Annotated in this window: 10 protein-coding genes and 1 pseudogene; 2 read left to right on the top strand and 9 right to left on the bottom strand. The window is 69.9% G+C overall.

What is annotated here, in order from left to right; genetic code table 11:
* Positions 1–203: 203 nt before the first annotated feature.
* The 4 genes from AB0N16_RS11505 to AB0N16_RS11490 form a co-directional block, all read right to left on the bottom strand.
* Positions 204–716: a hypothetical protein gene (locus tag AB0N16_RS11505; RefSeq protein WP_365795471.1), complete on the bottom strand. Its 513-nt coding sequence runs from the start codon at positions 714–716 to the stop codon at positions 204–206.
* A 277-nt stretch (positions 717–993) separates the two neighbouring features.
* Complete coding sequence (locus AB0N16_RS11500; RefSeq protein WP_365795469.1) at positions 994–2,949, bottom strand: S53 family peptidase; 1,956 nt, start codon at positions 2,947–2,949, stop codon at positions 994–996.
* A 285-nt stretch (positions 2,950–3,234) separates the two neighbouring features.
* The gene (locus AB0N16_RS11495; RefSeq protein ID WP_365795467.1) at positions 3,235–3,858 is read right to left on the bottom strand and encodes a DUF305 domain-containing protein; all 624 of its coding nucleotides are present in this window, start codon (positions 3,856–3,858) and stop codon (positions 3,235–3,237) included.
* Positions 3,858–4,520: a DUF3105 domain-containing protein gene (locus AB0N16_RS11490; protein WP_365795465.1), complete on the bottom strand. Its 663-nt coding sequence runs from the start codon at positions 4,518–4,520 to the stop codon at positions 3,858–3,860. Before AB0N16_RS11490 ends, AB0N16_RS11495 begins: the two co-directional genes overlap by 1 nt.
* A 496-nt stretch (positions 4,521–5,016) precedes the next feature.
* On the opposite strand from AB0N16_RS11490, the gene AB0N16_RS11485 reads away from it, so the two are divergent.
* Positions 5,017–6,378 carry a glutamine synthetase family protein gene (locus tag AB0N16_RS11485; RefSeq protein WP_365795463.1) on the top strand — a complete coding sequence of 454 codons (1,362 nt, stop codon included), beginning with the start codon at positions 5,017–5,019 and terminating at the stop codon, positions 6,376–6,378.
* Positions 6,379–6,536: 158 nt separating this feature from the next.
* Here AB0N16_RS11485 and AB0N16_RS11480 read toward each other — a convergent pair whose 3' ends face one another.
* Both AB0N16_RS11480 and AB0N16_RS11475 read right to left on the bottom strand, forming a co-directional pair.
* Entirely contained in the window at positions 6,537–7,328 is a 792-nt protein-coding gene (locus tag AB0N16_RS11480; RefSeq protein WP_365795461.1) for a hypothetical protein, read from the bottom strand.
* Positions 7,329–7,450: 122 nt separating this feature from the next.
* Positions 7,451–7,653 (bottom strand): annotated as a pseudogene (locus tag AB0N16_RS11475) (hypothetical protein); the annotation flags it as partial.
* Between the two features lie 428 nt (positions 7,654–8,081).
* On the opposite strand from AB0N16_RS11475, the gene AB0N16_RS11470 reads away from it, so the two are divergent.
* Positions 8,082–9,515: a hypothetical protein gene (locus AB0N16_RS11470; protein ID WP_365795459.1), complete on the top strand. Its 1,434-nt coding sequence runs from the start codon at positions 8,082–8,084 to the stop codon at positions 9,513–9,515.
* Positions 9,516–9,536: 21 nt separating this feature from the next.
* Here AB0N16_RS11470 and AB0N16_RS11465 read toward each other — a convergent pair whose 3' ends face one another.
* From AB0N16_RS11465 to AB0N16_RS11455, 3 genes are all read right to left on the bottom strand, one after another.
* Complete coding sequence (locus AB0N16_RS11465) at positions 9,537–10,361, bottom strand: HAD family hydrolase (protein ID WP_365795457.1); 825 nt, start codon at positions 10,359–10,361, stop codon at positions 9,537–9,539.
* A gap of 75 nt (positions 10,362–10,436) precedes the next feature.
* A complete protein-coding gene (locus tag AB0N16_RS11460) occupies positions 10,437–11,459 on the bottom strand; it encodes a TolB-like translocation protein (protein WP_365795455.1) in 1,023 nt (340 codons plus the stop codon).
* Positions 11,456–12,724, bottom strand: a complete 1,269-nt coding sequence (locus AB0N16_RS11455; RefSeq protein WP_365795453.1) for an MFS transporter — start codon at positions 12,722–12,724, stop codon at positions 11,456–11,458. Before AB0N16_RS11455 ends, AB0N16_RS11460 begins: the two co-directional genes overlap by 4 nt.

Here is a 12,724-nt window from a genome sequence, read left to right as displayed (position 1 = left end):
GTCCCTGCCCGGGACCGCGGGGCCGGTCGTGGTGGTCGGCGCTTCGGTCCCTGCCCGGGACCGCGGGGCCGGTCGTGGTGGTCGGCGCTTCGGTCCCCGTCCGGGACCGCGGGGCCGGTCGTGGTGGTCGGCCGACCGGGACCCGAGGCGAGCCGACTTCGCCCATCGGCCGACCGGTTCGCCGACCGTGCCTCTGTCAGGACCTAGTCCCGGATCCCCAGGTCCTCCCGCATCAATGTCCGCATCGCCACCAGCCGGGGCTCCGCCCGTTTGACCTCGACGAGCAGGCGCTCAACGCTCTCCCCGTCCCGCGCGAGGCCGCGGTCGACGCGCTTGGCCGCGGCGTCCACCCCCGCGAGGACCTTGTTGAGTTCCCGTGACGCCTCCATGATCCGCAGCGGGACGATCATCTGGGCCGCCGCGTAGCGGTCGCGGTACTCCCTGCGGGAATCCTCGAGACGGGTGCGGTCCTCCTCGGTGTAGACGCCGTCACGCATACGGTGCAGGGCGTCCTTGAGGAGCGTGTGGAACTGCTCGGAGGCGCGGTTCATGGCCGTGTACGCCTCTCGGCGCTCCTCGAACGACCGTCTACGGTCGGCGAGTTCGGCCTCGGCGGCGCGTTCGCGGGCGTTGAAGCGTTGCGGGAGCACCGCGCCGAGGAGAGCCCCGCCGAGGCCCGCCGCCGCGGTGATCGCGGTCGCTATCGCGTCGGACATGCGCGGACCCTATCGTGATCCGCACGCCCCGCTGCCCGCCGCCGCAGCGGGAACTGTCACTGAGCGGGTCTTTTCCCTCACGTGAGCCGGCCCGGCAGGTGGCTCGGGTGCTGAGGACGGACGGGTACTCCGGGCGTCATCGCGAGGACGTGCGGCGGGCTGGGCGGGCGGCCACGCCGCGTACTGCCCGGCCTCCCTCAAGCCGGCCTGACGCAAAGGGGCGTGGGGGCCTCCGAAGAGAAGGACCCCACGCCCCTTGGTCAAGCCGCGCAGCGGATCAGTGCTTGCGGTGCGCCTTGTACGACTCCACGTAGCCGGCAGCCGGGGTACCGACGCCCGTGACGTCGTCGTAGCCCTTGACCGCGGACAGGGAGCTGTCCTTGCCGAGGCTGCGGACCGAGGTCAGCAGGCCGTCGGTGGCGTCGTAGCCGTTGGCGAAGTCGACGCGGGCGACCGCGAGGTCCTTGCCGGTCGGCTTGTCCGTGACGTCGTGGTAGGCCTTCGTGCCGTACTTGGAGTAGATCAGCGGGTTGGCGAAGCCGATCGCCTTGCCGCCGCCCGCCTCCTGCGCGAGGGCCTGGACCGCCGCGAGGACCGGAGCGGCCAGCGAGGTGCCGCCGATGCGGTACTCGCTGTACGCCTCGGTGCCGTCCGCCTGGGTCTGCGTCTGGCCGACCTTGAAACCGGTGTTGGGGTCGGCGATCGCCGAGATGTCCGGGACCACGCGGTTGCCGGAGGCGCTGTTGGCCTTGGCGAGCGAGTCCGGGACGACACCCTTCTGGTAGGACGGCTCGTTCACCGTCTTGCTGGTGCCGCCGCCCGCGCCCGAGGTGAACGGGCCGGGGAAGCCGGTCCAGCTCTTCCCGTCGGTCGACAGCGAGGCCTTCTCGGTGCCCCAGCCGGTCTCCCACAGGTACTTGTCGCCCTTGCCGACGGCCAGCGAGGTACCGCCGACCGCCGTCACCCAGGCGGAGTTGGCCGGGGTGTCGACCTGCTTCGTGTTGGTGTTGGCGACCTCGTCGCCGTTGTCACCGGAGGAGAAGTAGAAGCCGATGCCCTGCACCGCGCCCAGCTGGAAGACCTGGTCGTAGGCGGCCGCGAGGTCCGGGGTCTGGTTGGCCTCGATGTCGCCCCAGGAGTTGGAGACGATGTCGGCCAGGTGGTTGTCGACGATCTTGCTGAGGGAGTCCAGCAGATCGTTGTCGAAGCAGGACGCGGCGCCCACGTAGGTGACGTCGGCGTCCGGCGCGACCGCGTGCACGGCCTCGACGTCGAGGGTCTCCTCGCCGTACCAGCCGGAGGCGTCGCACTCGTCGGCGCCGGTGTTCGTGTAGTTCGAGGGCAGCACCTGGTGCAGCTGGCTCGTCTTCCACGCGGCGTCGCCGTGCGCCTTGGCGTAGGTGCCGGCGTCGTAGGCGATGGTCGGCGAGGCGAACGCGTCGGTGATCGCGACGCGCACGTGCTTGCCGGTGTACTTGCCGGCGCCGTAGGCGGCCCGCAGCTGCTTGCCGGTGTAGCCCTCGACGGCGTACGGGATCTTGGTGCCGTACGCGTCCGGCAGCGTGGTCGCGGTCTTCGAGCCGTAGTACGACGAGAACGGCCCGGAGTTCTTGAACACGCCGGCCGGGGGCGGCAGCGTGTCGTCGTGGGTCGCCTTGTGCGGCGCGTTGTCCAGACCGGTGACGGTCAGGATCGCGCTGCTCACGGCCGCCGGCACCGACGCGGTCTTCACCGGCGCGCGGTAGGTCTTCGAGCCCTTGGCGTAGTTGTGCAGCTGGGTGCCGAACGCCTGCTCGACGGCGGACACGTCGCCGGACACGGCTATGTAGTGCTGGGTGACCTCGGTGACCTTCAGGCCGGACGCGGCCAGCCAGGACTTGACGGCCTTCACCTGGGCCGCGGTGGCGCCGAAGCGGGCCTGCGCCTGCTTGGCGCTGAGGTACTTGCCGTAGAGCGGCGAGCTGGGGTCGGACACCGCCTTCGCGTAGGCCGCGAGGCCGCTGGCGTTCCGGCCGGCCAGGTAGACCCGGGCCTTGACCTGCGCGCTGTTGGAGGTGGCGCCCTTGTCCGCCTTGGCCGTGGCCCAGGTGGGCTTGGTGCCCTTCAGGGTGTCACGGGCCGGGCTGTCCGCGGCGTGCGCCGCGGGTATGCCGAGTGCGAGCGCGCCGGCGATCATCGGCAGTGTCGCTGCCATGCTCACGCTGGCCCGCACCTTGGCACGGTTGGATCTCATACTGCCCCCTGCTATGCGGTTCGACGCATGGAGTGGTCGGTCAGGCGTGATCATCAGGAGGCCAGCGGCGGAACGGCCCGTGAATGGATCACACGATGGGGGTCACTCTTGCGGTGAACTGTTCATGCCAGGGGAATGAAAAGGCCAAGGAAACCCCAAGTGGGAGTTGATTAGGGGCCTTTGACCGGATTTCGATGCCGTGCCAAACGTTACGGATCGATTGCGATTGCCCGTAAGCCCTTGCGGTGCCGTTAAGTCGACAAATCCCCCACCTTGTACGCCGGTTCAGTCGCGCGGCGCGGCGCCCCGCTCCTTCAGCATCCGGGCCATCGTCGTCAACTCCGACTGCTGCGCGTCCACCATGCCCTGGGCGAGGTTCTTCTCCACCGTGACGGTGCACTTGGCCACACACCCCTCGGCCATGTGGATCCCGCCCTTGTGATGATCCGTCATCAGCTGCAGGTAGAAGATCTCCGCCTGCTTGCCGTTCAGGGTCCCCAGCTTCTTCAGCTCGGTGTTGGTCGCCATGCCCGGCATCAGTGCACCGTCCTTGCCGGAGGCCATGTCGCCCATGCCCATCCAGGTCATCGGCGGATCGGCCGACACCTTCGGCAGCCCCCACAGGTCCAGCCAGCCCAGCAGCATGCCGCGCTGGTTGGCCTGCGTCTGCGCGATGTCGTAGGCGAGGCGCCGTACGTCGGTGTCCTTCGTGCGGTCGCGCACGATGTACGACATCTCGACGGCCTGCTGGTGATGGACCGCCATGTCCCGGGCGAACCCCGCGTCCGCCGAGTCGGCGCTCGGGATCGCGCTGCCGCCGTCGTCGCCCTCGCCCGCGACCGCGTAGGTGATCGCGCCGGCCGCGACCAGTACCGCCACCGCGGAGCCCGCGATGAGCACCGACCGCATCACTGACCCTTACCGCCCGTGCACGCGGCACCCGGCTCGGGCGTCTGCTTGCCCTGCACGAACTCCTCGAAGAACTTGCCCACGTTCGGGTCGTCGGCCCCGGTCACGGTGCGCTGATGCGCCCACGCCGTCAACATGATCGGGTCCTTCTGCTTGTCGTCCGGGCTCATCAGCGTGTACGGCGTCTGCTTCACCTTCGCCGCGAGCGCGTCGACGTCGGCCTTCTTCGCCTTGCTGGTGTACGTCACCCAGACCGCGCCGTGCTCCAGCGAGTGCACGGCGTTCATGTTGTCGAGCGCCTTGGTGTAGACGTCGCCGTTGCAGTTCTGCCAGACCGGGTTGTGGTTGCCGCCCACCGGGGGCTCGGTCGGGTAGTGCACGGTCGTGGTGACGTGCGTCCGGCCCAGCGTGCCCTTCCAGGTGTTCACCCCGTCCTTGCCGGTCACGAAGTGCCCCGAGGTCTTCGCGTCGGCCGCCGCGGAGTCGTCACCGGACTGGTTCTTCACCAACACCACACCGCCGACCACGAGGCCGGCGACGACCACCACGCTCGCGGCGATCGTGAGGATCCGGCCGCGACGCTCACGCGCCTGCTCGGCGCGCCGCATCTCCTCTATGCGCGCCTTGCGCTCGGCACTGTTGCTCTTCTTCGCGGAACCCATGGGATGTGTCCTTCTGGGGGAAAGGGGCGTGGAAGGTGGGGCCCGCTGATCGTAATGGGGGAGATGGGGCCGGTCGTAGGGAGGACACAGGAAAGACCTGGAAATGCCGGAGATTCGACAGGAAACCGATAATCGGAACGCGAGGGCGCGGACGGGGGCGGGGCGGGGCGCGAGGGCGCGGGCGGGGCGTGGCCCGCGCCGGGGGCGCCGGACCTCGGGTGACCTCGGGTACGTCTGCATCTGATATCCATCTTCATGAGCCGGGTGTGACGTGCGTCGGAATCGGATCGGCCATTACGGATGTCGGTGCGAGCAGGCAAGATGGGCGCCAGGGCGGTACACCTGCCGTACGGGAGCCGTTCAGGCCGAGGACGCCGGGGCGATCATGGTCCGCAACGCGCATGAAATGCTGTTGTGGTGTGATGCTCAGGTGCCCGACCGCCTCCTGTGGGACCGGGAACAGGCGGCCTGACCAGCAAGGATGGGGAAGCGGAAGATGGACAAGCAGCAGGAGTTCGTGCTCCGGACCTTGGAGGAGCGGGACATCCGGTTCGTACGCCTGTGGTTCACGGACGTGCTGGGCTTCCTCAAGTCCGTCGCCGTGGCCCCGGCCGAGCTGGAACAGGCCTTCGACGAGGGCATCGGCTTCGACGGCTCCGCGATCGAGGGCTTCGCCCGGGTCTACGAGTCCGACATGATCGCCAAGCCGGACCCGTCCACCTTCCAGGTCCTCCCGTGGCGCGCGGAGACCCCCGGCACGGCCCGTATGTTCTGCGACATCCTGATGCCGGACGGCTCGCCGTCCTTCGCGGACCCGCGCTATGTCCTCAAGCGGGCCCTGGCCCGCACCTCCGACCTGGGCTTCACCTTCTACACCCACCCGGAGATCGAGTTCTTCCTCCTGAAGGACCGCCCGCTGGACGGCTCCCGCCCGGTCCCCGCCGACAACTCGGGTTACTTCGACCACACCCCGACCAACGTCGGCATGGACTTCCGCCGCCAGGCGATCACCATGCTGGAGTCGATGGGCATCTCGGTCGAGTTCTCCCACCACGAGGGCGCGCCGGGCCAGCAGGAGATCGACCTGCGGTACGCGGACGCGCTGTCGACGGCCGACAACATCATGACGTTCCGCCTGGTCATGAAGCAGGTCGCGCTGGAGCAGGGCGTGCATGCGACCTTCATGCCGAAGCCCTTCTCCGAGCACCCCGGCTCGGGCATGCACACCCACCTCTCCCTCTTCGAGGGCGACCGGAACGCGTTCTACGAGTCGGGCGCCGAATTCCAGCTCTCCAAGGTCGGCCGCTCCTTCATCGCGGGCCTGCTGAAGCACGCCGCGGAGATCTCGGCGGTCACCAACCAGTGGGTGAACTCCTACAAGCGCATCTGGGGCGGCTCCGAGCGCACCGCCGGCGCCGGCGGCGAGGCCCCCTCCTACATCTGCTGGGGCCACAACAACCGCAGCGCGCTGGTCCGGGTTCCGATGTACAAGCCCGGCAAGACCGGCTCGGCGCGCGTCGAGGTCCGCTCCATCGACTCCGGCGCCAACCCGTACCTGGCCTACGCCCTCCTGCTGGCGGCGGGCCTCAAGGGCATCGAGCAGGGCTACGAGCTCCCCGCGGGCGCCGAGGACGACGTCTGGGCCCTCTCCGACGCGGAACGCCGCGCGATGGGCATCGAGCCCCTCCCGCAGAACCTCGGCGAGGCCCTCACCCTGATGGAACGCAGCGACCTGGTCGCCGAAACCCTCGGCGAACACGTCTTCGACTTCTTCCTCCGCAACAAGCGCCAGGAGTGGTACGAGTACCGCTCCGAGGTCACCGCGTTCGAACTGCGGAAGAACCTGCCGGTGCTGTAGGCGCGGGTCGGAGCGTGTTACCGCTGAAACGACCCCGTGGGGGTCGACGGTCCACGACCGTCGACCCCCACGGGGTTTCGTCGCCCCTGGGCCGTCATGTCGTGAGTCTCTGTGCCGGGAGCGCTAACGCACAGCCTTGCTATGCGTACAGAGGGAGCTTAGGGCCAAACGGCGGTGACATCGGCATCCAGTACTTCACTGCTCCCGGCAGGAGCGAAAGGCACGGTATTGAGAGGATGCGATCTGTTGAGAAGGCCTAGAGCGTATCCGGCGACATGGGTTGGCGATTGGTCATCCGCGTGGCATGCCCAATCAAGCCTCATGCCATTGATCTCCTGTACGCCGGTGCCCTGAACCCAGACACAGTGCAGAGTCTGCTCATGTCTGACAGGATTCCGGAGTTCGATCGCCCAAGGCTGGGTGAGTTTGTTTGTAGGACGTGTTCCGGATGGCGTCCCGCCCCATTCTGGAGTTTCCAAAATCACAACATTTCGATCCCAGGGTGACGACACGCATGCAAGATTATTGTTGTCGGACGCGGCGTACGGCTTGTACCAGCAGGGGTCAAGGATCTGGTTGCCTGCGATGCAGCGCCAGGCGTTCGGGTCCAGGGTACCGGCCGCACCCGTGAAACATTCGGCATTTCGGTTTCGACGGACTTCTTTGAAGGGTGGCAGCAGCTGGCCATTTTCCTCGAACAAGCGCAAATAGCGCACTTTTGTGGGTCCCAAGCCCGGCTCGGGTGCAGTGCTTCGAGTGACAGCCTGCTGAACGGCGATTCCAACGAATGCCACAACGGCAACACCAATCAGCTTTTTGAGGTGCTCGGCTACCCAGTTTCGGAACCGTAGCCAGCCGCTCCGCGTATCTGTGCTCTGTCCGTCGGTTTCACCCGGAGTGCCACTGCCTGTACTTGAATCGCCTGAGTGAGAGGTCCCTTCGTTTCTCATATGAGGCATTATCACGGGACTTGATCGGGAGGCGCTCTGGGTGGACGTGGGCCATACGGGTCGGGCACCTCCTGCGCGCCTCGAAGCCGGGCCGGCGACACGTGCCGCCAGCCGGAGCTGCTTTACACCTCCTGGCCCATTTGGGGGTCGTCCAATGGGAGTCGACCGCTCTCGTACAGGCCGTCCACCGCCTTCCGGGCCCGTCGCTGCTCGGCATCAGGTGCGTGTAGACCCGGAGCGCGAACCCCGGGTCGTCGTGTCCCAGGTAGTTGCTGAGTGCCTTGACGTTCTGGCCGGCGTCCAGCAGAACCGTTGCGTAGAAATGCCAAATCCGCCGTGCTGCTGCAAGGCCGGGCCGTCCCTGGGCCGTCCGATCGCAGGCCAGCGCTGCGCCGACGCCGATCGCGCTAAGCCACTCCGGGCCGGCGTCACTTCCTTCGTGACAAGCGCCAGGAGGGGGAGGAGTAGCGCTCCGAGGTCACCGCGTTCGAACTGCGGAAGAACCTGCCGGTGCTGTAAGGGCGGGTCGCCCCTGCGCGGTAAGGCGGGGCGCCGCCCTGGCCCGAGTCGATGCGACGGCCCCCGTGTGCGCTCGCGGCCACGGGGGCCGTCACCCGTTCGGCGGGTTCGGGCCGGGATGTTCGAATTGACACCGGGTTGCCGGGGCCTCGTACTGAACACGAGGGACTTCTGGCCAGTTTCCCTGTGGGGGATTCCAGCAACCGTGATCCATCCCGCCTTCAGGGAGGCACCGTGACGGTGCAGCAACAGCAATCCACGATCCCGACGATCCTGGTGTACGAGGAGGACCCCGGATCCTTCGGGCACGTCAACATGCCCGTGCCGCATGCCGTTCCCCAACTCGACACCCAGCCCTTCCCCGCCGCCATCGCCGAGACCGCGCCGCAGCCGGACAGTGCGGGACCGGGCACCGAGGCGTTCCGCTACTGGGTCGCGGCCGACGCGCTCAGCAGCGCCTGCCAGACCTGGGGCCCGCTCGTGCCGACCGGCACGCACTGGTACCCGACGGTCGGCCGCGCCCTCACCGCCCACCTCGACGCCGGCAACGACCTCAACGCCTTCTACGACCGCAAGGGCCTGTGGTTCTTCCGCCGCACGGTGGCCGGGATCACCGTCGCCGCGTGCGAGAGCGGCGACGTCGTCAGGCACGAGGCCGGACACGCGGTCCTCGACGCGCTGCGCCCCCAGCTGTTCAGCGCGTCGAGCGCGGAGGCGGCCGCCCTGCACGAGGCGTTCGGCGACATCAGCGCGCTGGTGTCGGCGCTTCGGCAGGAGTCGCTGCGCACCTCCGTCCTGGCCGAGACCCAGGGCGACCTCGAAGTCTCCTCGCGGGTGTCCCGGATGGCCGAGCAACTGGGCTGGGCCATCCGCCAGGGCCACCCGAGCGCGGTCGACCCCGACTGCCTGCGGAACACGTCGAACAGCTTCTTCTACCGCGACCCGGTGCTGCTGCCGCCGAGCGGCCCCGCGAACACGCTGTCCAGCGAGCCGCACTCGTTCTCCCGGGTGTTCAGCGGCGCCTTCCTGAAATGCGTCGCCGGGATCTTCCGGCAGCAGGACCTGCAGGACCAGGCCGGTCTGGGCCTCGCGGCCGAGATCGCCGCGCAGCTGCTGGTGGACGCCGTCGTCGCCGCGCCCGTGGTGTCCGCCTACTACGCGCAGGTCGCCGGCCACATGATCGCCGCCGACCAGCGCCGCAACGGCGGCCGCTACGGCCCGTTCCTGCGCTCGGCGTTCGTCCGGCACGGCATCCTCTCCCTGGAGGCCGCCACGTCGATCACCGAGTCCGAGGTGTCGCGCAGGGGCGTCGGCATGGCCGAGGCGACCCCGGGCGGCGGTGACGAGGAGGGGCTGATGCCCGTCACGGTCCAAGGGACGACGTACGGCCTGAACCAGCCGATCACCCTGCCCGCCCCGGCGGAGGGACGACGGTTCGGCATCGCGGCCTCCGACCCCGCCGGCGGCTCACTGCGGGCCGCCGACCCCGACCGGGTCGCCACGTCGTTCCTCGAGGACCTCTTCCGGCGCGGCCGCGTCGACGTCCCGGAGGAGCACCGCACCGCCTCGGCGTTCGTCGACAACAGCCCGTCGCGGATCAAGACCCACGAGATCGCCCGGAGCTCGACCGGCGAGGGCCTCGCCCTGGTCCGGCGCTGCTTCGACTGATCCACCGGGAGAGCTTCGGCGTCAGCTGAAGAAGCGCAGACGGCGGGCGGTCAGCCGCCCGTCGTCCTCGCGCCTGATGACATGCGTCGTACGCGTCGTCGGCTCCTCGCCCTCGAACACCGCCTCGCCGCGCGCCAGCAGGTCGTTGACGAACTTCTCGGCCGCGACCCGCTCGGCGTCCCCGTCCGGCTCGGCGCCGCCGAGCACGTCCGGCTCCTCGCCGGCCTGCACGCCGTCACCGGTGGTGTCCACCGGCCCGCGCAGGTCTACCGTGAACCCCGCCCGCCGCAGCGCCTCGGTGCCCCGGGCGGTCACCATGGCGAGCGCGAGCCGCTCGGAGACGACCTCCACGACGACGGCCTCGGTCGCGTCCACGGCCGCAGCCGGCTCCGGGCCGTCCGGGCCGGCGGGCGACTCGATCCGGGCCCGGAGCACCGGACGGTCCTCCGTGGCGGCCCGGGTGAACACCGGGTGGGCCGCCGTACGCATCCCCGCATCCCGCGCGAACGCGCGCTCGCGGGCGTCCTCGCCCACGAAGACACAGTCGTCGGCCGTTCCACCGGCGCTCGCGACGGCCCGGTCGAAGAGGGCGCGGCTGTCCTTCGCGCCCCAGTGCACGAGGGTCACGTCGGTGAAGCGGCCCGGGAACGCCTCGTGCAGCGCGGCCGCCACCCGTTCGGCGTCACCCTCGTGGGTCCCGGGGTTGGAGATGATGCCCTTGCGCACCTCGCCGAGGTCGTCGAGCACGGCGAGGACACGTGGCAGGGGACGGAGCGTCAGGGAGCCGTCGGGGTTCAGCCGGGGTTCCGCCAGGGTCGCCCCGATGTCGAAGAAGATCACAGGCATGGGAAGTGCCTCCCCACGGCGGACGCGTTCGAGTCGCAACCGCCCGGGAGAGGACCCCACATTCACCCGGGGCGGCTACGGACCGACGTACGCCGGTGACACCGCCGAGACGCTGATCCGCCGCGGCTTTCCCGATCCGTCCGCCGGTACCTCGTACAGGTCCGCCCCATAGTCGCCCGGCAGCGCGTACACGACCGTACGGGCGTCCTTCCAGACCGCCTGGTCGTCCACGCTCCGTGTCTCCGCCAGCGGCGTTTCGCGCATCGTCCGCAGGCTCAGGACGTACAGGCGCCAGGGGGCGTCCTTGGGAAGGCCCTGCACGCGCTTCTTGTAGGCGATGCGCGTGCCGTCGGGGGAGAGGGACGGGCACTCGACGTTCGGGTGGAGCGTGGTCACCGTGCGGGTGCGGAGGTCGCCGCGCACGAGGTACGTGGTGCCCTTCGTCGCCAGCGTCGCGTAGAACGTGTTGTCGTCCGAAGCGAAGGTCACACCCCAGAAGTTGACGTCCGCGGACCGGTAGGAACGGCCGTCCTTGACGATCCGGAACGCCTCCAGGGACGGGATCAGCGCGCCGGTGCGGGTGTCGACGATCGCCGTACGCGTGGAGAAGTTCGTGCCCGCGTACGAGTCGCCGCCCACGAACGCCGTCCAGGCCGCGTAATGGCCGGTGGGGGAGACCCGGGCGCGGGACGGGATGCCCGGGACGTCGTAGTGGGCGCGCGTGCGCAGCTTCGCGTCCAGGATCAACGCGCGGTAGGTGTCCGAGACCGGGCCGTGGACGGCCCGGAGGCATACGCCCGTGCCTGAAGCGGCGTGGAAGCGCAGGCATTTCACGCCGGAAGCCGTGCGTGGGCCGGCCGGGTCGGTCGCCGGGGTCGTGGTCAGTTCGTCCCGGTGCGGGCCCCAGGCCATGTTGCGGAAGATCATGCGACCGGGGGTGGTCAGGGCGACCGTCCCCGCGGTGACCTTGGGGCCGCCCGCCTGGGTCTGGTCGCGGCGCTCCGCCCGCGCCGAGGCGTGCAGGACGGAGGCCAGGGCTATCGCCCCCAGCACGGCCAGGGCCGCGACGAGGATCAGGACGCGGGACCTCAGGGTCATACGGCAGCCTCCCGGAAGGGTCGGAGGGTCAGGGCGTACGCGGCGCACACCGCCAGGGCCACCGCCGACACGCTCAGCGCGGTACGGTCGCCCCACAGCGTCCAGGCCGCCCCGAACGTCAGTGAGCAGGCGAAACGTGCCCCCGCCTGGCCCGTCTGGACCAGCGCCAGGCCCGACGAGCGCAGCGCCTCCGGCACGCTGTCCGACGCGGCCGCCATCAGGACCCCGTCGGTCGCCGCGTAGAACGTGCCGTGCAGGGCGAGGACCACGTACGGCAGTGCCGTGCCGTGCCAGGACGTGAGCAGCGAGGCGTACGTCAGCAACAGGGCTCCGTGGCCCGCCAGGAACACCCGCCAGCGGCCCCAGCGGTCCGCCAGCCGGCCCAGGGGGACGGCCAGGAGGAGGAACGCGGCCGCCGTACCGAGGGGGAGCAGCGCGAACCAGCGGTCCGGGACGCCCAGGCGCCGTTGCAGCAGCAGGTACACGAACGAGTCGCTCACCGTGGCGAGGCCGAGGAGCAGGGCGCAGACGGTGATCCGGCGCAGGTCCCGATTCGACAGGAGACCCACGGCCGCGCGCAGCGTGGGGCGCGCCGCCGCGTCGGCCGTACGAGCGTGTTCACCCGGTACGAACAGCACCAGGATCAACACCCCGACCACCGCCACGCAGAAGCTCACCGTGAACACCGCGTCGTAGCCGTCCACCGTCGCCCGCAGGATCAGGAACGCCGCCAGGGGGCCGAGCAGGGCGCCGGCGGTGTCCATCGCCCGGTGTACGCCGAAGGCGCGGCCCCGGGTCCCGGGGGTGCTGGAGAGGGAGATCAGGGCGTCGCGCGGAGCCGTGCGCAGGCCCTTGCCGGTGCGGTCCGCCGCGAGGACCAGGCCGATGGGGGTCAGGGTGTGGGCGATCAGCAGCAGGGGTTTGCACACCGCCGAGAGCGCGTACCCCGCGCCCGCCACCCACTTGTGCCGGCCGCCGCCGCGGTCGGCGAGGTGGCCGCCGACCAGGCGTACGACCGCCGAGAAGCCGTTGTAGACGCCGTCCAGGAGCCCGAAGCCCAGCGGGGACAGGCCCAGGCCCGTCACCAGGTACAGCGGGAGGACCGCTGTCACCATCTCGGAGGACACGTCCGTGACCAGGCTGACCGTGCCGAGGGCGAGGACGGTGGGGGTGACCGCGGTGCGGTACCGCCCGGCCGGTGACGGCCGGGCGGTACCTTCCGCGGACGCCGCCGGTGTGCTCGCGCGGCTGTCCGCTACGTACAC

Origin of the sequence: Streptomyces sp. NPDC051105, assembly GCF_040682795.1 — a bacterium.
Classification (GTDB): Bacteria; Actinomycetota; Actinomycetes; order Streptomycetales; family Streptomycetaceae; genus Streptomyces.
Note: the sequence above shows the minus strand (reverse complement) of the source record. Positions and strands in the feature narration are given on the sequence as shown.

Coding starts and splice junctions, on each gene's coding strand:
- AB0N16_RS11505 (WP_365795471.1), bottom strand. CDS start 716: ATGTCCGACGCGATAGCGACCGCGATCACCGCGGCGGCGGGCCTCGGC.
- AB0N16_RS11500 (WP_365795469.1), bottom strand. CDS start 2,949: ATGAGATCCAACCGTGCCAAGGTGCGGGCCAGCGTGAGCATGGCAGCG.
- AB0N16_RS11495 (WP_365795467.1), bottom strand. CDS start 3,858: ATGCGGTCGGTGCTCATCGCGGGCTCCGCGGTGGCGGTACTGGTCGCG.
- AB0N16_RS11490 (WP_365795465.1), bottom strand. CDS start 4,520: ATGGGTTCCGCGAAGAAGAGCAACAGTGCCGAGCGCAAGGCGCGCATA.
- AB0N16_RS11485 (WP_365795463.1), top strand. CDS start 5,017: ATGGACAAGCAGCAGGAGTTCGTGCTCCGGACCTTGGAGGAGCGGGAC.
- AB0N16_RS11480 (WP_365795461.1), bottom strand. CDS start 7,328: ATGAGAAACGAAGGGACCTCTCACTCAGGCGATTCAAGTACAGGCAGT.
- AB0N16_RS11465 (WP_365795457.1), bottom strand. CDS start 10,361: ATGCCTGTGATCTTCTTCGACATCGGGGCGACCCTGGCGGAACCCCGG.
- AB0N16_RS11460 (WP_365795455.1), bottom strand. CDS start 11,459: ATGACCCTGAGGTCCCGCGTCCTGATCCTCGTCGCGGCCCTGGCCGTG.